Here is a 19,718-nt window from a genome sequence, read left to right as displayed (position 1 = left end):
CCTATTTATGTGGAATAACCACACTTCATAGGCTCTGCCTTGCCTAAAAACCAAACATATTGCTGCAAATTCAACTATCAAAGATCAACACGCCCTAAACTTAAGTAACGTTTAAAGCGGTCTTAATAAGCACAAGGCAAAATAGTTACTATCGTCTTGCCATGTTTGCTCTAACTTTAAATTAGCTTGCGCTGCAAGCTGCTTAAACGACTCGAGCGTGTACTTGTGAGAGTTTTCTGTATGGATACTTTCGCCTTCTATAAAGTCTATTTGCTGATCATTTATAATCACGCTTTGAGTACGATTACTTACTAAATGCATTTCGATACGGCTATGTTGCTCGTTAAAGCGTGACTCGTGGCTAAAGTTATCTATATTAAATGTGCCGTTTAGCTCGTTATTAATACGTTGTAGTAAATTTTTATTAAAAGCAGCGGTAACTCCCGCCTTATCGTTATATGCATCAAGTAACACTTGGCGCTCTTTTACTAAATCAACCCCAATTAATACATAACCATTTACACCGCATAAGCGATGGAAATTATTCATAATTTCTATGGCTTTAACTGGGGCAAAATTACCAAGAGTAGAGCCCGGAAAGTACACCAAATTAGTTTGACTGTCTAAAGCGGTGTCTTTGGTTAGCTGTTTGACCATTTGGCTATGTGTAAAGTCTCCTAATAATGGCGAAATTGCCAAATCTGGAAATAATGGTGACAAATGTGCAAGTGAATAACTGAGCATCTCCTCAGATATTTCAAACGGTACAAAGGTTTTAACGTTTGCCATATGCGCTAATAAATAGGCTACCTTTTTACCCGAGCCACAGCCGGGCTCTATAATAGAGAGGTTTTCAGGTAGCATTTGAGCAATCGACTTTGAGTGTTGCTCTAATATAGAAAGCTCAGTACGTGTAACATAATACTCTTGTAAGGCTGTTATTTGCTCAAATAATGCAGCGCCTTTATCATCATAAAAATATTTACACGGAAGCGTTTTTTGTTGTTGAGTTAATCCGCTTATCACGTCGTTTAGAAATTCAGTGTCGGTTATGTTGCTTTGCTTAATCGCTGTTACTTGGCTCATACTATATCCTTAGCTAGTCTTATCCCGCTGCACATCCACGCTTGATGCGGGTAATAAAAATTACGGTATGTTTGTCGTAAATGGTTTTGAGGGGTAAACACACACCCACCACGTAACACCATTTGGTTATTCATAAATTTACCATTGTATTCCCCTGCTATTCCTTCAATAGGCTTAAAACCGGGGTATGGTAAATATGCACTGTTCGTCCATTGCCAACACGAATCAGTTAACTGATTTATTTCAGCATCACCTTTTGCTTGCTGTGGTGTTAGGTAGTGATTATTAATCTCTGTTGAAGGTGCATTTTTAGCTGCATATTCCCATTCGAACTCTGTAGGCAAGCGAGCCTTTACAAAATTAGCATAGGCACTGGCCTCAAAATAACTAACATGACAGATCGGGGCATTTAAATTGAGAGGCTCTAATCCATAGTGTGTAAACTCAAACCACTCGTTATCTATACAATGCCAATATAATGGTTGCGTTAGAGCGTTGTTTTGTATATTTGCCCAACCGTCACTTAACCAATACTGTGGATTGCTGTATCCACCTGCATTTATAAAGTCTAAATACTCCCCATTAGTGACCAATCTATTAGCAAAACTGAATGGATGAATTAATACTTGGTGTTTGGGGCGCTCGTTATCATATGCAAATTCATCGTCGGCATTTGTACCTATATTAATAATACCTTGCTCAAAATTTATAAAATTGAGAGGCTTAATATCTGCTGATTTGTTTTGGCTGTTTAAAGGCGATGTTTTATATTGCGGAAATAACGGATTTACTGAAAAGTTATATTTGATGTCCATAAGCATTAGTTCTTGATGCTGTTGCTCGTGGTGTAACCCAAGTTCAATAATATCTTTAATTTGTGGACTAACTTCAGTTTTAAGTAATTCAACCACACAGCTATCTACATGCTCTCTATAAGCTAAAACTTCATCTAAACTAGGTCTAGATAAACTACCTCGGTTTGCCCGTTTAAATTGCTCTCCAATCCCATTGTAGTAAGAATTAAAAAGCATTCGGTAGTGAGAGTTAAACACAGTGTACTGTTTACAGTAAACACTAAGTAAAAACGTTTCAAAAAACCACGTGGTGTGCGCTAAATGCCATTTGCTTGGGCTGGTATCTGCCATAGCTTGTAATTGGCAATCTTCTACAGTGAGTGGTTCAATAATAGCCAGGCTTTCGCCTCTAACGCTGCAAAAGCGTTTAACAAGTTCGTTTTGATTGGTATTGTTTGTAACGCATTCACGCATAATAGTATTAATCCTTTGCCTATCTATTTATAAAATATAGCTTAGGGCATGCTGAGCTTTTTGGATTGAAATTTGTTCAATCTAGGGGCGATTAAATCGCGGCACGAGGTTTGTAACCTAGTGGGCTAAGTAAAAACCGAGTAACAAAGAGTTAATCGTCCCTAGAAAGAACCCAAAGGGCAGTGTATGTTTGGTATTTATGCTGCGTTATCGCCTATTTATGGGGAATGACCACACTACATAGGCTCTGCCTTGCCTAAAAACCAAACATACTACTGTAAATTCAATCGCCAAAATTCAACATGCCCTAATGTTGTGTTAAATCATATTCATATTACAACTTGATTAAAGATGCTTATCAGCTTATAAATTTATACTAGCCCTAAAGGGAAATTTGCTCTTTGCTGCTCAGCTTTTAATTATTCTCACGTGTATGTAAGCATGCAGAATAACGCAGGAGCAGTTATCGAACCGTTAGGTTACAAACCTAGGATCGATTAAACAGCTCCTAAATTGAACAAATTTTAATCCTAAAAGATCAACAAGCCCTAGTATTTAAGCATTAATTAAGTTGCTTAAAAGTGATCTTTTTTTACTTAACTAAGTAAATTAATACTTTTAATAGCAAACTAAATTTTAACGTTCACTGAATTTATAATTTTAGGGCTTTTTAAATAAAAGAATCATTAATTTGGCTATATAAACAGCGTTTTAAATACAAATTCATTTACATTTAATATTTAACTCATACACTACTAGCTGTATGATCACTCTTCAAATTAGTTAGTCTTCAAATAATTACGGTATTACTTTTTACTTAATATTTAAAGGCTAATGTAATTCGATATGACGCCGAATTTATTTTGGCTTGTTAGGACAACTAAAGAGGTATTGCATGAAGGAAAATCATGACAAATATAGTATTGACAATACGGACTACACCGTAGGTCAGGACAACGTACAAAAGTGGGGGTTTGATATACACAACCCTGTTTTTGGAACTAGTGCGGGCCTGATTGTCATCTTTTTAATCGCCATACTTGTTACCGACCCACAAACTGCAAAAACAGCGCTTGATAGTATCAAGACCGATATTATTAATAATTTTGATGCCCTATTTATGTGGGCTGCTAACTTCTTTGTACTCTTTTGTTTAGCACTTATTGTTTCTCCTTACGGGAATATTCGCCTTGGTGGTGATGATGCTAAACCTTCTCACTCTCGAGTTTCATGGCTTGCTATGTTATTTGCTGCAGGTATGGGTATCGGCCTTATGTTTTGGGGCGTTGCTGAACCGGTTGCTTACTTTACTGGTTGGTACGAAACACCACTTAATGTAGCCGCTAATACACCAGAAGCTGCAAAATTAGCAATGGGCGCAACTATGTTCCATTGGGGTCTTCATCCTTGGGCTATTTACGCTGTTGTTGGTTTATCTCTTGCATTTTTTACGTATAACAAAGGTTTACCGCTTTCTATTCGTTCTATTTTTTATCCTATATTAGGTGATAGAGCATGGGGTTGGCCTGGTCATATCATTGATATCTTAGCTGTACTTGCTACGTTATTTGGCCTTGCAACATCTTTAGGTTTAGGTGCTCAACAAGCCTCTGCAGGTATTAACCATGTATTTGGTACAGAAGGTGGCATTGGCTCTCAAATTCTAGTTATTGCGGGTGTAACACTTTTAGCCATTGTTTCTGTGGTTCGCGGTATTGACGGTGGTGTGAAACTGCTAAGTAATGTAAACATGTTAATTGCTTTCTCATTATTATTGTTTGTTTGTTTAGTGGGCTTTGCTGTAGCAATGGGTAATGTACCGACTACCGTGATGGGCTATGTAGAAAACATTATTCCATTGAGTAATCCTCACGGCCGTGAAGACGAAACATGGATGCATGGCTGGACTGTATTTTACTGGGCTTGGTGGATTTCTTGGTCACCGTTCGTAGGTATGTTTATCGCGCGTGTATCACGTGGTCGTACAATTCGTGAGTTCTTAATTGCGGTATTACTCGTCCCTACTGCTGTCACTATTTTATGGATGTCTATATACGGCGGTATTGCTATTGATCAAGTAGTTAATGGTGTTGGTGCACTAGGCACTAATGGTTTAACTGATGTCCCTTTAGCTATGTTCCAGATGTTTGATGCATTACCTCTATCTAATATCTTATCATTTATTGCGATTATATTAGTGTTAGTATTTTTTATTACGTCATCTGACTCAGGCTCATTAGTCATTGATTCAATTACAGCTGGCGGTAAAATTGACGCACCGGTGCCACAACGTATATTTTGGGCAACGGTAGAGGGCGCAATTGCAGCGGCCTTACTTTGGATTGGTGGTACACAAGCAATCGAAGCACTACAAGCAGGTGCTGTTTCTACAGGCTTGCCATTTACTATTGTATTGTTGTTTATGTGTTTAAGCTTAGTTTTAGGTTTACGAACTGAGCCTCGCCCAGTTAAATAATACTTTTAGTAAGCAATACTTTTAATTAGTAACGAAAGCGCCGCAATTTTTGCGGCGCTTTTTTATTTAACTATTTAAGGTTATATCCATTCGCTTAATAAAGTGATCTATTTTGTGGCAGGAAAAACTTCTCGATAGTAAGGCAAAATTTCTTTATTTAATTGCTCTAAATGAGAAATTTTTAACGCAGCTAGCGTCAGGTTTAACCCTCAATATGATTAAAGTATTATTGCGTATTAGTATTATACCCACAACTCTGAGATTGGAGTATCTACACGGTAATGATGACTCAGTTGCGCTTGTAAAAGCTCAGCTGTGGCAAGTGCATCCGTTAACGCATTATGATTTTGGTACGCAGGTAGGGAATAACGCGCACGGCAATCTGTTAATCTGAGCGAGCCTAGTTTTGTATTAAATAATCGGCCTAATAAACCTTGCCTCTCTTTTAGTGCTCTTTTTTCTAGCTCCATTGTGTCAACAAGAGCAAACTCAATACCTTCTTTAAGCCTCAGTAATAACGCATTATTTAAAAAATGGCGCTCTATTGCAGCGTAATGCACCACGACAACTTTGCCACTTAGCGCTTCAAGTAAAGGTTCAATAATTCGGTTAAAATCAGGGGCGTCATCCACCTCAGAGTGCGTTATTCCATGGATTAAAATAGACTCTTCATGCAGGTTACGTCTTGGTTGAACAACCCAATGCCGACTGTGTTTGCAATAAATACGCTTTAAATTAAACGGCACTAAGCCAACACTCACTATATCGTCGTTCTGGCTATTTAAACCTGTTGTTTCAAAGTCCATTGCTACAAAAGGCACATCTTCTACTGCGGCTTTATCTTGGTTATAAGCACCTGCATAAAAGTGTTTTAGAAGTTTATTTTCGGTGTTGTTAGCAAGCTCGTTGTATCTAGCTTGCCAATCAACTGCTTTATAATTGCGCGGATTCATAGGCTACTTCACACCAGAGTTTGCTGTGTAGCTAAATTTTAAATAGCTTTGTGCTTTTTCTAAAATAGCGAATGCCTCTTTCAAGTTTCGCTGTTCAAAAGGAGACAGTAAATGTGGGTCTAAGTTGTTATCAGGCTCTTCGCCCTTCTCTATTTGCCACGCTTGATGGCGAATTCGCATCATAGCAATATACTCAAGTGAATCACGTAAATCTTGCGCTTTACCCTGCGGTAATAGCTTAGCTTCAATAATATCTTCTAATCGCTCAAACGAGTTTTGTTTACGCGAACCAATAGCTAATGCGTGTACACGTATAACATCAGAAAGTGGTGCAGTACCTCTTCGTTTTAAGTTCATTGAACGCTTATGTTGGCCGTTATGCTCCATAACAAAGCCTTTAAAAAAGCCAAGAGGTGGTGTCCTATTTCGAGCATTTGCCGCCATATTTGCTAGAAACACGCGATTCACTTTACTTTGTTTCGCTATAAATATTTTAAGCTCGTCGGCCCACTTGGTTTTGCCCCACACACCGTCTAAATCAAAAAATATAGAGCTATTAAGCAGTGCTTGTGGTTTTGGCTGGGCTATCCAATCAGCAAATTGATCGAACCACTCTGAGCGAGTTTTACGCCATTTTTTAAACGACGCCATTATTTCGCCATCACAATAAGTGTAACCACACTGCGCTAAGCCATCACACACAAAATCGGCAATATTTTGAAAGTACGCGTTATGTTTTTCATCGTCGTAACTGTCATCTAAAATTAGTGCGTTATCTTGATCAGTTACAATAAGTTGCTCGTCGCGAGCCATGGAGCCCAGTGCAATAAAACAATAAGGAACGGGAGGTGGACCAAACTTTTCTTCAGCTAATACCAGTAATCTTTGTTTAAATGTACGCCCAATAACGGCCATGGCAGTGCCAATCATGTGTGAATTTGCATCTTCATTAACCATACGCACAAAAACATTGGGTAATTGGCGTGCATAATGCGCTAAATCCTCAATTGTTTGTTGAGCAAGTATGCCGCGTACAAGTAATAAGCTGCTTTGCGATTCGTAACGTAAAATATCAGAGAGGGAGATAACTCCTATAGGACGTCTTTTTTGTACTACAGGTAAATGATGGAGATTATCTCTGAGCATGGCCAGTACTGCTTCAAAAATATAGTCATTAGCGTCTAAAAGCACTAAGTTAGTAGACATAATCTCTTTTGCTTGTGTGTTAAAAGCAAGCCCTTTAGCCACTACTTTTGAGCGTAAATCCCTATCGGTTATTATGCCAACGACTTGTCCATCATCTTCCTCAGGATCGTCGTTTATTGGTTTATTTACATCGGTTACCAAAACTGACGATACCGCCTCTTCGGTCATTAATTTAGCGATATCTTGTATTGTAGATGTTGCATCTACGGTGACTACATCTCTGTGAATTAATGATTTTACTTTAGCGGTTGTAAGGTCATTGCCATCGGCTTGTTCAACAATAGCTTGATGTAAACGCACGTTACCATCTGTTTCAAAGTAATCAGCAAACGCATCAAACTCATCACAGTAACGATTAAATAGCTCGACATTTATACAATAAACTAACGTATCTTCAAGGGCAGTTGCAGGAAAACGCACCTTACGGTTCATCAATAAACCCATTTGACCAAATATTCCTGCGATGGCCAAACGATTGTATAGCTCACCATTTCGGCGATACATTTCTACAGAACCACTTCTAATCACATACAAATCAGATATGTCTTGTCCAAAACTTAAAATGTCTGTTTTTGCTCTAAAATAAGCAACTTCTACTTGTTGAGCTAGCTCATTAAGCGCTTTTTGAGGTAAGTCATCAAAAGGAGGATGTTGTGCTAAAAATTGTGCGATTTCAACTTGTTCGGCTTGCATAAATCCCTTCCTATATGCGCATTAAAATGACTAAATCTGTTTTGCAGATTAACACTATCATCGGAGTGTGAAAACAATTACTGCACAATTTTGGGCACAAAAAAAGAGCCTAAATAGACTCTTTAAATATAATACTTATTGTAAAAATTTATTTACCGCGCTGAGCGTCTTTTTGGGCTTTTTTGGCTTCTTTACGTTGCTGTAAAACAGCTTGTGCCTCATTACCAATATGGCCTTCGCCACGGGCTTGCGCTAATTCTATTTGCTTTTGGCGCTCCGCAAAACGTGTCCGCTGCTCGTCTGTCACTTCTTCAATACAATGGTGACAAGATACACCTTCCATGTATTCAGGCTTTAACTTTTCGTCTTCTGTAATTGGCATACGGCACGCGTGGCATTGATCATAAGAGCCCTTTTGTAAGTCGTGATCAACCGCAACGCGATTATCAAATACAAAACATTCGCCTTCCCACATGGTTTCTTCTTTTGGCACTTCTTCTAGATATTTTAAAATGCCGCCTTCAAGATGATAAACTTCATCAAAACCTTGCTCTTTCATGTAGGCCGTCGATTTTTCGCAGCGGATACCACCTGTACAAAACATCGCTACTTTTTTATGTTTTTCAGGGTCTAAGTTTTCTTTAGCCCACTGTGGAAATTCGCGAAAGGTTTTAGTATTTGGATCGACTGCATTTTGAAATGTACCAATTTCAATTTCGTAATCATTACGTGTATCAATTAAAATTACTTCTGGATCAGATATAAGTGCGTTCCACTCATTTGGCTTTACATAGCTACCCACAACTTTAAGCGGATCTACGCCTTCAACGCCCATCGTTACAATTTCTTTTTTTAGTTTTACTTTAGTGCGGTAAAACGGGCATTCATCATCGTAAGATTCTTTTGTTACGATGTTTTTTAAATTTGGTTGCTCATCAAGCCAGGCTAATAAGTTGTCTATCCCTTCACGTTTTGCAGAAACAGTGCCGTTTATACCTTCGGCAGCGAGTAGTAAAGTACCGCGTACTTCATTTGCTTCCATCACTTCAAGCAACGGCTTACGGATAGCTTCAAATTCAGGTAAACCAACAAATTTATACAGCGCACATACTACAAAGTGATCGCCCGTTACATTATCTTTATGAACAACAGTCATTCTATTTCCTATTTTGCCTTATTAGCCAGTATTGGCGTTTACCGAATCGTAAATCCGGCGCATATGGGGCGCGTATTTTACGCTTTTTTAGTTTAATTGCAAAAAATAGCGCTATAGATTGGTTTTTACTGTTAGCGACCTATCTGTGTAAGCTATAATGCGCTGATAAATTTATAGACTTAATTTGCTCATTTTGGAGAAACACACATTGCAGTTTACTGATCTTGGGATTGATACACGCCTTGAAACACAGTTAGCACATCAAGGGATCACCCAGCCCACCGATATTCAAGCGCATGCAGTGCCTACCGCACTTGCAGGGCATGACATTTTCGCTCAGTCTAAAACTGGGTCGGGCAAAACCTTGGCGTTTTTATTACCTGCTGTACAAAGGGTTATGAAACAAAAAGCACTCAGTAAACGCGATCCTCGTGTACTTATTGTTGCTCCTACTCGTGAGCTTGCTACGCAAGTATTTACCCAGCTGCGTTTATTAATTGCAGGCACAGCCATTAAGGCCGTAAAAATACTTGGTGGCGAAAACTTTAATGACCAAATAAAAGCACTTAGAAACGACCCACAATTCGTAGTTGCTACACCAGGGCGTTTAGCTGATCACATTACAAAACGTTCATTACAATTGAGTGGACTAGAACTGCTTATTTTTGATGAAGCCGATCGTATTTTAGATTTAGGCTTTACCGAGCAGTTAAAAATGATTAACGAGCAAGCTAATCACCGTTTACGTCAAACGTTATTGTTTTCTGCAACACTTGACCATGCTCAAGTAGATGCTCTATCACGTAACCTATTAAAAAAACCAAAGCAAATTACGCTAAGTGCAGCGAACGAGCAACATAGCGATATTAAACAAACTTTATATCTAGCCGATCACCTTGATCACAAAGAAGCGCTATTAGAGCACTTTTTGAATCAAGATGATGTTGGTCAATGCATTATCTTCACAGCAACACGTTCTGACACGAGTCGCTTGAGTGAAGCGCTTAATGCTAAAGGCTTCAAGTCTGTAGCGCTTGCTGGTGATTTAACACAAAATAAACGTTTAGATATAATGGATTCGTTTAGTCGCGAAAACTTTAAAATATTAATCACCACCGATGTTGCATCTCGTGGTTTAGATTTACTAAGTGTAACGCATGTTATTAACTTTGATTTACCAAAACACGCTGAAGAGTATGTACACCGCATAGGTCGTACAGGACGAGCTGGCTTTAAAGGTAACGCAATTTCATTAGTTGGCCCAAAAGATTGGGCAAGTTATTTAGCTATTAAAGCATTTTTAAATGATGAGTTAAAATTTGCGAGCGTAGAGGGCTTAAAAGCTAAGTTTAAAGGTTTAAAAGAGAAAAAGCCTGAGGCAACGTGGGATAAATCTAAAGAAAAATCCGCCGCTGTTAAAAAGCCTGTATTTAAACGCAAAGCCAAACCTAAAAAGCCAACAGCACCAATTAAAGCACCAATGAACATTGATGGCGATACACCAATGCGCCGTAAAAAAAAGACTGAGCAGGAATAATTATGAGTTACCTAGGAACCACACAAACATTATTTGTAAAAGAAGTGAGTAACGAAGGTGCTTACTTAGATGGTCATGATTTAGGTGAAGTGTTTTTACCAAAACAAGAAATTAAACATGAGCTTGAAGCGGGCGATAGCATTAGTGTATTTATCTTTTTAGACAACGCTAACTTAGCAACTGCCACAACTAAAAAGCCACACGCACAAGTAGGTGAATATGCCCTGCTTCGCGTTAAAGAAATTAATAGTATTGGTGCATTTTTAGATTGGGGTCTTGAGAAAGATGTACTAACCCCGTTTAACGAACAAAAACCACGCATGCAAGAAGGTCACTCATATTTAGTTCGTTTGTACCTTGATAATGCAAGCCAACGTATTTGTGCATCAAACAACTTTAATCGCTTCCTATCTAAAGATGAGCCGCAATATACTCACTTACAAGAAGTGGATTTAATTGTTGCTGGCAAAACAGATATTGGCTACAAGGTATTAATTGAAGAATCGCATTTCGGTGTTGTTTTTTATAATATGGTATTTAAAAGCTTATTTGTGGGTCAAAAGCTTAAAGGCTTCATTCAGAAAGTACGTGAAGATGGAAAAATTGATGTTGTATTAGAAAAACCAGGTATGGGAAAAGTAAGTGACCTTGGTGAAACTATTATGCAAAAACTAAAAAATGAAGGTGGTGTTATCCCATTAGGTGATAAATCTGAACCTGAAGCAATAAAAAAGATGTTTTCTACTAGTAAAGCTAACTATAAAAAAGCAATTGGTGGATTATTCAAACAAGAGTTGATAGATATTGAAGCGAAATCCATTCGCTTAAGATCTTAATTATAAATAATAGGCTGTAATTACTAATATTATCTGTTTGTAATTAACCTAAAATATACTTATAAGGCAATGTACATTGCGTATATTGCCTTGAATAATCAAGCACTTCACCTTTTGACTCTAGGTTAAGCGGTGCCAAACGAAAAACCTTCTTTTCGCATTCTATTTTTTTATCATCAAGCTTAGATATGCAATCAGTTACTGTTATATGCTGAGATGTAAGTGTATCCTCATTTTTGTAACACAGGTGGTGTGCATAATCTTGCATTGTTTGTTTAAAATCGAACATATTGACAGGGTAATTCGTGATTATATCTGTTACTGATGTAACATCATCATATGCTTTATTAGAAAAAAGATTTTTATTTACTGAAAAACCCGCAACAATAATAATTATAAAACCTAATAATAACTTCAAAACAAACCCCTACTACATTTCAATCCTAATAATGTAACATAAAATACCCATGAGGTAAGGGCTTTTAGCACTATATTGCTGCTTTTTGTTAAATTATTCTATAGATCTATTAACATCACTAAGCACTTTTACGGGATCATCCGCCTGAGTAATAGGTCGTCCTATAACTAAATAATCACTTCCTGCATCTATTGCTTGCTTAGGAGTCATAATACGCTTTTGATCGCCAGCATCACTGCCTTCAGGACGTATACCTGGTGTTACAAGTTTAAAGTTCTCACCTAACTCTGCTTTTAAAGCTTTTGCTTCTTGTGCAGAACACACAACGCCATCAAGCCCTGCTTCCTTTGCAAGCTTAGCTAAATATATAACTTGCTCTTGAGCAGATTTATCAACGCCTAAACGCTTTAGTTCTGTTTCATCCATGCTTGTTAATACAGTAACCGCGATAAGTAATGGCGCTTTATCGCCAAATTGTTCTAGAGCCGATTTAGCTTTGCTCATCATTTCAAAACCACCAGAAGCATGAACGTTTACCATCCACACACCCATTTTCGCAGCTGCAGTAACAGCTTTAGCTACTGTATTAGGGATGTCATGAAATTTTAAATCTAGAAAAACATCAAAACCTAAATCAATTAACTCTTTAACAAATGCAGGTCCAAAATAAGTAAACATCTCTTTGCCTACTTTAAGACGACATGTATCAGGAGAAAGTTGTTTAACAAAGTTTAAAGCAACCTCTTGATCATCGTAATCTAATGCTATAAGAATTTTTTTTGACTGTTCGAAAGACATGACTATCCTAATGTATGGCTATAATACCAATCCGCAATAATACTTAATCAATTTGAGGACCAAATCTGACGCTAACTGCGTTAAAAATTTCTTATATAGAACAATAATATTACGAAATTTTTGCCTTGTTATCGACACAATTTTCTTACCTCAAAACAGACCACTTAATTAAGCGAATTGATATAAAGTAATTGTATAAGTAGATTTAATGCAATAGTGCTAGCTGGTAATTTGAGAGAAGGTGTAGAGAAATTTATATAGACACAACATCAAAAAATTCCAACCCAGTAAACTCTCAGTTTAATTTGCTAAAATTATCATAGTTAAATCCGATATTATTTAAGGGGTTATTAAAATCCGTCTAAGCCTCGACTTGGAACAATGGTTTCCCAATGCTTACAAGAAGGGCAATTCCAATATATGGTGTAGCTTGTAAAACCGCAATGCTGACATTGGAAATCAGGTTTTGTAGCAATATAAGAGGTTACAAGCTTATCAATTTCATTAAGTACTTCTTTAGTATTTTTATTTTGGTCACCCATTAATTGCAGTAAAAAACTGAAACCACGAATAGTAGGTTGACGTTTTAAGCTATCAGTTAGAAATTCAAAGGCTTGTTTAGTGTGTCCTTGCTCAAGCAATGCTTGGCAATGTTTTATTTTAATTAATACACCGCCCTTTTCTAACAAGTCACTGACTAATTCATGAAATTGATGCGTTAAATTTAATTGTTTATAGCTGTGAGCTAGCTCATCAATAAACAACGGCGCAAACAAAGTGAATTGTGATACAAGCTCACGCCAGTAATAAATAGCTTTAACGTAATCTTCTTTCGCGTAAGCAACTAATCCTAACTCGTAAAGCGGACGTACGGCTTTATAATTTAAGCTAATCGCTTTTCTCATTAGTTGGGGTGTGTTATCACTTAAAGCTGATTCACAATAAAAATTAGCAATCGCTTTAAATTGTTGTTCTTTTGAAAATAGTTCGCTGTGGGCTTCAAACATGTTGATGCCTTTTTCCCATTCACGGGTTTGCGAATATAAAGTAATAATAGGGTCTAGCGCTTCTACATGGCCAGCCTTAACTAACCAAACTAAGTGCTCTTCTGCACTATCTAGTAGACCAGCCATTATATAATCTTCGGCAAGTTCTAAACGGCTAGTTGCAGCTTGTTGTTCATTTAAGCCTGGGTGTTTTAATAGAAGTTCATGAATTTTAATTGCGCGGTCTAATTCACCTCTACGGCGAAACATGGTGGCAAGTGTAGAATAGTGTTCAACAGAGTCAGCTGAAACTTCAAGCAAATTAATCAAGTGCTCTAAGCCTTGGTCTTCTTCTCTGTCGAGTAGAAACTTTAAGCCTTTGCTGTATTCAGAAGTGATCTGACGATTTAGTTGATGAGCTTGGTTTTTAGCACTGTTTTTACCCATAATCCAGCCGTAACCGGCGGCAACAGGTAATAGTAAAAACAAAAGCTCAATCATAGTTAGGTGTCTTTATTCGCGGCAAGCTTTTTTTTATCTTTTTCAGGCGCTAATTGCTTTTTTAAGCGGTAGTTTTGCCACTTTAATTGTGAAAACAATTTAAAGCTAATAAAACAACCCACTAAAACACCTAATAAAAAGCAGATACTTATTATTACAGCTAAAGGTAGTGTATTACTGGCTATAATATAATTTATTTGTACTAACTGTGGGTTTTGTGACCCTAATACAAATGCACTGATGAGGCATAGCGCAACCAGAATAATTTTTAATACCTTGAACAAGTAACTACTCCACTAAGTTAACTAGGCAATGCTTTCATTTACGCGGTCGCGTAATTCTTTGCCTGGTTTAAAATGAGGTACATGCTTTCCTTCAAGCTCAACTGTATCGCCAGTCTTAGGATTACGACCTGTGCGAGGAGCGCGGAAATGCAAAGAGAAACTACCAAAACCTCTGATCTCAATACGATCTGAAGTAGATAATGAGCCGGCCATTTGTTCAAGAATTTCTTTTACAGCATTCTCAACATCTTTCACTGGAACGTGTGCGTGTTGTTCCGCAAGTGTTTCTATCAGTTCTGACTTAGTCATAGCGTTTCCTTAAAAAGAGATATAGGAAGGGCAAAAAATGCCCTTCCAACTAAAAACTAATTATATATTAGTCTTTTTGTGCATTTGCGAAAGCAGCTGCCATTGCGTTTTCAAACACTGGCTCTTCTTTCTTAAGCTTCTCTAGTACTTCTTTCTCTTCTGCTTCGAAAAGAGCTTTTACAGATAAGCTTAAAGTGCGGTTCTTACGATCAACACCAACGTATTTAACTTCAATCTCGTCGCCTACAGAAACAACAGTAGTTGCATCTTCAACGCGTTCTTGAGCGATATCAGCTACACGGATGTAACCTTCAACGCCTTCGATAAGTTCAACAGTTGCGCCTTTCGCATCAACTTCAGTCACTTTACCTTTAACAATAGCACCTTTTTTGTTTGCATCAAGGTAGTTATTGAATGGGTCAGCTTCGATTTGCTTAACACCTAGAGAGATACGTTCACGCTCTGGGTCAACTTGCAATACGATAGCAGTGATTTCGTCGCCTTTCTTGAATTCACGTACAGCTTCTTCGCCAGGTGTATTCCAAGAAATGTCTGAAAGGTGTACAAGACCGTCAATACCACCGTCAAGACCGATAAAGATACCGAAGTCAGTGATTGATTTGATCTTACCAGTAACTTGATCGCCTTTGTTTTGTAGACGAGCAAATTCCTGCCAAGGATTAGCAATACATTGCTTAAGACCAAGAGAAATACGACGACGTTCTTCGTCAATTTCTAAAACCATAACTTCAACAGTGTCGCCTAAGCTAACAACTTTTGAAGGATGGATGTTTTTGTTAGTCCAATCCATTTCAGAAACGTGTACTAAACCTTCAACGCCTTCTTCGATTTCCACGAAACAGCCGTAATCTGTAAGGTTAGTAACACGACCAGAAAGTTTAGAACCTTCTGGGTAACGACCAGCGATAGCTGCCCATGGATCTTCACCAAGCTGTTTAAGGCCTAGAGATACACGAGTTTTATCTTTGTCGAATTTTAGAACTTTAACTGCGATTTCGTCGCCAACATTAACGATTTCTGAAGGGTGCTTAACACGCTTCCAAGCCATATCAGTAATGTGTAGTAGACCATCAACACCACCAAGGTCAACGAATGCACCGTAGTCAGTAAGGTTCTTAACGATACCTTTAACTTCTTGGCCTTCAACAAGGTTAGCAAGAAGCTCTTCACGTTCTTGTGAGTTTTCAGATTCGATAACTGCACGACGTGAAACAACAACGTTGTTACGTTTTTGGTCAAGCTTGATTACTTTAAATTCAAGCTCTTTGCCTTCAAGGTGAGTTGTGTCACGTACTGGACGAACATCAACAAGTGAACCAGGTAGGAAAGCACGGATTGAATCAACTTCAACTGTGAAACCGCCTTTAACTTTACCGTTGATAACACCAGTAACAGTCTCTTGCTCTTCACATGCTTTCTCAAGACGGATCCATGCTTCGTGACGCTTAGCTTTCTCACGAGAAAGAATAGTTTCACCGAAACCGTCTTCAATTGCATCTAGTGCAACATCTACTTCGTCGCCTACAGCAACTTCAAGTTCACCAGCAGCATTTTTGAACTGCTCAGCAGGGATAGCACTTTCTGATTTAAGACCAGCATCTACAAGTACAATGTTATTCTCGATAGAGATTACTGTACCTTTAACGATAGAGCCTTGCTCTGCTTCAAAACCCTTTAAGCTTTCTTCAAATAACTGCGCAAAATTTTCTGACATACGAATATACGTCTCATATATTAATACCAATAAGCAACCATGCTGCATGGGGTTGTTAAAATAGCACTGGCATCCTGCTGGCGCATAAAATGTGTTTAGCTTCGTTTAGGAAGCTTACCTTCAGAGATTGCAATATCCAATAAAGTTATTACCTTATCAAACACTTGCTGTGCATTGAGTTCGCTAGTATCAAGCTCAATAGCATCATCTGCAGGTACAAGCGGAGCAACGGCACGATTCATATCGCGCTCGTCACGAGCTTGAATGTCCTGTAATAGACCACTTAGTGTAACATCAAGACCGCGCGTATTCAACTCAACAAAGCGTCTACGAGCACGCTCTTCTGCACTTGCTGTTAAATATATTTTTAACGGCGCATCTTGAAAAACCACAGTGCCCATATCACGGCCATCGGCAATTAAGCCGTTTTCAGTGCGAAATGCACGCTGGCGACGTAATAACGCTTCACGAACGCGAGGTAATGCTGCAACTTTTGATGCTGCAGCGCCTACTTCTTCATTACGAATAGTAGTGGTTACATCTTCGCCTTCTAAAATAACTTTTCCTGCATTAGTTTGGCTATCTACCAAAAACTGCACATCTAAATTTGCAGCAAGAGGGACAAGCCCTTCTTCATTGTCTAATGCAATTTGGTGATGAAGTGCAGCTAAAGATAAAACGCGATAAATCGCACCGCTATCTAATACATCCCACCCTAACTTGTCGGCTAACAAGCGACAAACAGTTCCTTTACCTGAACCACTTGGGCCATCAACGGTGATCACGGGCATTAATAACGCCTGCATTTAAAACCTCCTGCAATGCACACCTAAATAAACCGCGACATTATACGTCAGTTATTAAAATATATCTGCTATTAGTGTGTAACTTTTGTAATTACTTCTAATTAGCTTATTCACTGACTGACGCTAAAACATTGAAAAATGTAGGAAATGTTTTATAGGTACACTTTGGATCATTAATCGTTATTGGCTTTCCACCAACGGCAACCATTGCAAAACACATGGCTATACGGTGATCGTCGTAAGTGTCTATTGCTACATCGTTGAAGTGTTTAGGCGGTGTAATTTCTATAAAGTCATGCCCTTCTACCACTTCTGCACCTACTTTTCTAAGCTCAGTTGCCATCGCATATAAACGGTCTGTTTCTTTTACTCGCCAGTTATAAATGTTACGAATGGCAGTTGGGCCTTTAGCGAAAAGAGCAACAGTTGCAAGGGTCATAGCAGCATCAGGAATTGCATTAGCGTCAATATCTACGCCTTTTAATTCGCCTTTGCGAACAACTAAACGCTCATCATACCAATCGATTTTTGCGCCTACTTGCTCCATTACTTTAGCAAAGCCTATATCACCTTGAACTGATTTAGCACCCACGCCTTTAATTTCAATCTCGCCGCCAGCAATTGCAGCCGCAGCAACAAAGTAAGAAGCAGAAGATGCATCGCCTTCAACCATAATTCGTTCGAGTGATTGATACTGTTGACCACCTTTAACTTTAAAAGTTGCATAATCACTGTGTTCAACATTAACACCAAAACGTGCCATTACATCAAGCGTAATATCAATATAAGGTTTAGATACTAAAGTACCTTTAATCGTTATCGTAGTATCACCGCTAAATAATGGCGCTGCCATTAATAGAGCCGTTAAAAATTGACTTGAAATACTACCGTCAATTTCAACCTCACCACCTTTTATTTGACCACCTACAATTTTAAGTGGTGGATAGTCTTTGTGTTTTGTATAGGTAACATCACCACCAAGCGCTTGTAGAGCATCAACTAAGTGCCCTATCGGACGCTCTTCCATACGTGGTTCGCCTATTAGCTCATACTCACCTTTAACGGCAGCAAGTACAGCCGTTAAAGGTCTGTAAGCAGTACCTGCATTACCTAAAAACAAGGGCTCAGTAGGTGTATTAAACACACCACCAACTCCCTCTACGGTCGCTACAGTGTGTTCATCATTTAAAGTTACATTTACACCTAATAACTTTAAAGCACCCAGCATATGGCGTATATCGTCACTATCAAGTAAGTTTTCTACAACGGTGGTACCGTTTGCCAGTGCTGCTAATAATAAAATTCTGTTCGATAGACTCTTTGAACCTGGTAGGGTTACCGTGCCATTTACTTTAGAAATAGGTTCTAAACGGAGCTGCTCCATTAGCTGTGCTCCTTTGCAAATGCAGCCATAAAATCTACAAGTGCTTGAACACCTTCAAGAGGCATAGCGTTATAAATACTTGCGCGCATACCGCCCACAATTCTGTGACCTTCAAGTGCAAGTAAACCGGCCTCGTTTGATTGAGCAACAAATTTGCTATTTAAGCTTTCATCGTTTAACCAAAATGGAACATTCATGCGTGAGCGGCAATGTTTAGCGACTATATTTGAATAAAAATCTGAGTTATCGATAAAATCATACAGTAAATTTGCTTTAGCAATATTTTGTGCTTCCATGGCTTTTACCCCACCATTGCTTTCAAGCCATTCAAATACTTCAGCCGCTAAATACCAAGCAAAGGTAGGTGGGGTATTAAACATACTGCCCTGCTTTGCTTCAAGTGCGTAATCTAAAATACCGGGCTTTGGCAAACCTTCGCGCTCAAGTAATGTTTTACGAACAATAACAATTGATATGCCCGATGGACCGATATTTTTTTGCGCACCAGCGTAAATCAAATCAAATTTATTAACGTCTATCTCACGCGATAAAATAGTTGAAGACATATCAGCAATAATCGGAGCTGTTGGGTGGCTTGGTACATCAAAAATCTCTAAGCCATCGACAGTTTCATTAGGGCAATAGTGGATGTACGCAGCGTCTTCTGGTAATTCCCAGTCAGCAACGTCTTTAATTGAAAACTCACCATCAGCATCATTACGGACATCCGTAAAAGACGTTTGAGTAAACTTATTCGCTTCATCTCTGGCGCTTTTCGACCAAACGCCATTCTCACAATAAAACGCTGTTTTGCCTTCTTGGTGTAAGTTTAATGGCACAGCACTAAACTGGCCACGACCACCACCATGCATAAACAGCACTTCAAATTCATCACTAATATTCATTAGGCGACGAAGGCTAGCTTCACATTTAGCTGTAAGCGCTAAAAACTCTTTACTACGATGGCTAATCTCCATCACAGACACACCTAGGTCTTGCCAATCTAGAAACTCTTTTTGCGCTTTTTTCATAACCGCTTGCGGAAGCATAGCTGGCCCCGCACAAAAATTATATTTACTCATTACCTTTGCCTCATTCCAGTAATTTAACTATTAAGCATGAACATTTAATACCAATCCGCTAAACCTTTAAAATTTAATGAATAATACCAATCCGCAATAATACTTAATCATTTTGCGGGGCTAAACGTGTCGCTACTTGCGTTAAAAAATTCTCATTTAGAACAACTAAATAGCGAATTTTTTGCCTAGCTATCAACACGTTTT

The 19,718-nt window shown here is 38.4% G+C and carries 17 protein-coding genes; 3 read left to right on the top strand and 14 right to left on the bottom strand.

What is annotated here, in order from left to right:
• Positions 1 to 111: 111 nt before the first annotated feature.
• Together egtD and egtB are read right to left on the bottom strand one after the other, a co-directional pair.
• On the bottom strand, positions 112 to 1,086 hold the full coding sequence (gene egtD, locus I6F47_RS12385; protein WP_165721558.1) for an L-histidine N(alpha)-methyltransferase: 975 nt from the start codon (positions 1,084 to 1,086) through the stop codon (positions 112 to 114).
• Positions 1,083 to 2,354 carry an ergothioneine biosynthesis protein EgtB gene (egtB, locus tag I6F47_RS12380; protein ID WP_197183947.1) on the bottom strand — a complete coding sequence of 424 codons (1,272 nt, stop codon included), beginning with the start codon at positions 2,352 to 2,354 and terminating at the stop codon, positions 1,083 to 1,085. Before egtB ends, egtD begins: the two co-directional genes overlap by 4 nt.
• Positions 2,355 to 3,249: 895 nt before the next feature.
• Here egtB and I6F47_RS12375 point away from each other — a divergent pair.
• Complete coding sequence (locus I6F47_RS12375; RefSeq protein ID WP_024590156.1) at positions 3,250 to 4,830, top strand: BCCT family transporter; 1,581 nt, start codon at positions 3,250 to 3,252, stop codon at positions 4,828 to 4,830.
• 242 nt (positions 4,831 to 5,072) lie between these two features.
• On the opposite strand, the gene I6F47_RS12370 is transcribed toward I6F47_RS12375, so the two are convergent.
• The 3 genes from I6F47_RS12370 to trhO form a co-directional block, all read right to left on the bottom strand.
• Positions 5,073 to 5,783, bottom strand: coding sequence for a 3'-5' exonuclease (locus I6F47_RS12370; protein ID WP_165721556.1), 711 nt, complete (start codon positions 5,781 to 5,783; stop codon positions 5,073 to 5,075).
• A 3-nt stretch (positions 5,784 to 5,786) separates the two neighbouring features.
• Positions 5,787 to 7,682 (bottom strand): DUF294 nucleotidyltransferase-like domain-containing protein, encoded by a 1,896-nt coding sequence (locus I6F47_RS12365; RefSeq protein ID WP_197183946.1) that lies wholly within the window; start codon positions 7,680 to 7,682, stop codon positions 5,787 to 5,789.
• Between the two features lie 148 nt (positions 7,683 to 7,830).
• The gene (gene trhO / locus I6F47_RS12360) at positions 7,831 to 8,838 is read right to left on the bottom strand and encodes an oxygen-dependent tRNA uridine(34) hydroxylase TrhO (RefSeq protein WP_007583069.1); all 1,008 of its coding nucleotides are present in this window, start codon (positions 8,836 to 8,838) and stop codon (positions 7,831 to 7,833) included.
• 208 nt (positions 8,839 to 9,046) lie between these two features.
• Between trhO and I6F47_RS12355 the strand changes: the two genes are divergently transcribed.
• On the top strand, positions 9,047 to 10,375 hold the full coding sequence (locus tag I6F47_RS12355; RefSeq protein WP_007583068.1) for a DEAD/DEAH box helicase: 1,329 nt from the start codon (positions 9,047 to 9,049) through the stop codon (positions 10,373 to 10,375).
• Between the two features lie 2 nt (positions 10,376 to 10,377).
• Complete coding sequence (locus I6F47_RS12350; protein WP_024590152.1) at positions 10,378 to 11,211, top strand: CvfB family protein; 834 nt, start codon at positions 10,378 to 10,380, stop codon at positions 11,209 to 11,211.
• A 43-nt stretch (positions 11,212 to 11,254) separates the two neighbouring features.
• Here the strand turns inward: I6F47_RS12350 and I6F47_RS12345 are convergent, their stop codons facing one another.
• The 9 genes from I6F47_RS12345 to serC all read right to left on the bottom strand — a co-directional run bounded on the left by I6F47_RS12345 (position 11,255) and on the right by serC (position 19,514).
• Positions 11,255 to 11,629, bottom strand: coding sequence for a hypothetical protein (locus I6F47_RS12345; RefSeq protein WP_007583062.1), 375 nt, complete (start codon positions 11,627 to 11,629; stop codon positions 11,255 to 11,257).
• A gap of 93 nt (positions 11,630 to 11,722) precedes the next feature.
• Positions 11,723 to 12,427 (bottom strand): orotidine-5'-phosphate decarboxylase, encoded by a 705-nt coding sequence (gene pyrF / locus I6F47_RS12340; RefSeq protein WP_197103360.1) that lies wholly within the window; start codon positions 12,425 to 12,427, stop codon positions 11,723 to 11,725.
• Positions 12,428 to 12,777: 350 nt separating this feature from the next.
• Complete coding sequence (lapB, locus tag I6F47_RS12335; RefSeq protein ID WP_010552858.1) at positions 12,778 to 13,914, bottom strand: lipopolysaccharide assembly protein LapB; 1,137 nt, start codon at positions 13,912 to 13,914, stop codon at positions 12,778 to 12,780.
• A gap of 2 nt (positions 13,915 to 13,916) precedes the next feature.
• A complete protein-coding gene (locus tag I6F47_RS12330) occupies positions 13,917 to 14,198 on the bottom strand; it encodes a lipopolysaccharide assembly protein LapA domain-containing protein (protein ID WP_007583056.1) in 282 nt (93 codons plus the stop codon).
• A 21-nt stretch (positions 14,199 to 14,219) separates the two neighbouring features.
• Entirely contained in the window at positions 14,220 to 14,507 is a 288-nt protein-coding gene (gene ihfB / locus I6F47_RS12325; protein ID WP_007583054.1) for an integration host factor subunit beta, read from the bottom strand.
• 67 nt (positions 14,508 to 14,574) lie between these two features.
• Complete coding sequence (gene rpsA, locus I6F47_RS12320; protein ID WP_002961176.1) at positions 14,575 to 16,242, bottom strand: 30S ribosomal protein S1; 1,668 nt, start codon at positions 16,240 to 16,242, stop codon at positions 14,575 to 14,577.
• A gap of 95 nt (positions 16,243 to 16,337) precedes the next feature.
• Positions 16,338 to 17,048 (bottom strand): (d)CMP kinase, encoded by a 711-nt coding sequence (cmk, locus tag I6F47_RS12315; protein WP_007583052.1) that lies wholly within the window; start codon positions 17,046 to 17,048, stop codon positions 16,338 to 16,340.
• Between the two features lie 106 nt (positions 17,049 to 17,154).
• Positions 17,155 to 18,432, bottom strand: coding sequence for a 3-phosphoshikimate 1-carboxyvinyltransferase (aroA, locus tag I6F47_RS12310; RefSeq protein ID WP_197103362.1), 1,278 nt, complete (start codon positions 18,430 to 18,432; stop codon positions 17,155 to 17,157).
• Positions 18,432 to 19,514: a 3-phosphoserine/phosphohydroxythreonine transaminase gene (gene serC, locus I6F47_RS12305; RefSeq protein WP_010552860.1), complete on the bottom strand. Its 1,083-nt coding sequence runs from the start codon at positions 19,512 to 19,514 to the stop codon at positions 18,432 to 18,434. The genes aroA and serC overlap by 1 nt, the downstream gene beginning before the upstream one ends.
• Positions 19,515 to 19,718 lie beyond the last annotated feature (204 nt).

Origin of the sequence: Pseudoalteromonas sp. NZS37, assembly GCF_015864265.1 — a bacterium.
Lineage (GTDB): Bacteria > Pseudomonadota > Gammaproteobacteria > Enterobacterales > Alteromonadaceae > Pseudoalteromonas > Pseudoalteromonas arctica.
The sequence above is the reverse complement of the archived record's forward strand: the minus strand, read 5'-3'. Positions and strand labels throughout refer to the sequence as shown.

Coding starts and splice junctions, on each gene's coding strand:
- egtD (WP_165721558.1), bottom strand. CDS start 1,086: ATGAGCCAAGTAACAGCGATTAAGCAAAGCAACATAACCGACACTGAA.
- egtB (WP_197183947.1), bottom strand. CDS start 2,354: ATGCGTGAATGCGTTACAAACAATACCAATCAAAACGAACTTGTTAAA.
- I6F47_RS12375 (WP_024590156.1), top strand. CDS start 3,250: ATGAAGGAAAATCATGACAAATATAGTATTGACAATACGGACTACACC.
- I6F47_RS12370 (WP_165721556.1), bottom strand. CDS start 5,783: ATGAATCCGCGCAATTATAAAGCAGTTGATTGGCAAGCTAGATACAAC.
- I6F47_RS12365 (WP_197183946.1), bottom strand. CDS start 7,682: ATGCAAGCCGAACAAGTTGAAATCGCACAATTTTTAGCACAACATCCT.
- trhO (WP_007583069.1), bottom strand. CDS start 8,838: ATGACTGTTGTTCATAAAGATAATGTAACGGGCGATCACTTTGTAGTA.
- I6F47_RS12350 (WP_024590152.1), top strand. CDS start 10,378: ATGAGTTACCTAGGAACCACACAAACATTATTTGTAAAAGAAGTGAGT.
- pyrF (WP_197103360.1), bottom strand. CDS start 12,427: ATGTCTTTCGAACAGTCAAAAAAAATTCTTATAGCATTAGATTACGAT.
- lapB (WP_010552858.1), bottom strand. CDS start 13,914: ATGATTGAGCTTTTGTTTTTACTATTACCTGTTGCCGCCGGTTACGGC.
- ihfB (WP_007583054.1), bottom strand. CDS start 14,507: ATGACTAAGTCAGAACTGATAGAAACACTTGCGGAACAACACGCACAC.
- rpsA (WP_002961176.1), bottom strand. CDS start 16,242: ATGTCAGAAAATTTTGCGCAGTTATTTGAAGAAAGCTTAAAGGGTTTT.
- cmk (WP_007583052.1), bottom strand. CDS start 17,048: ATGCAGGCGTTATTAATGCCCGTGATCACCGTTGATGGCCCAAGTGGT.
- aroA (WP_197103362.1), bottom strand. CDS start 18,432: ATGGAGCAGCTCCGTTTAGAACCTATTTCTAAAGTAAATGGCACGGTA.
- serC (WP_010552860.1), bottom strand. CDS start 19,514: ATGAGTAAATATAATTTTTGTGCGGGGCCAGCTATGCTTCCGCAAGCG.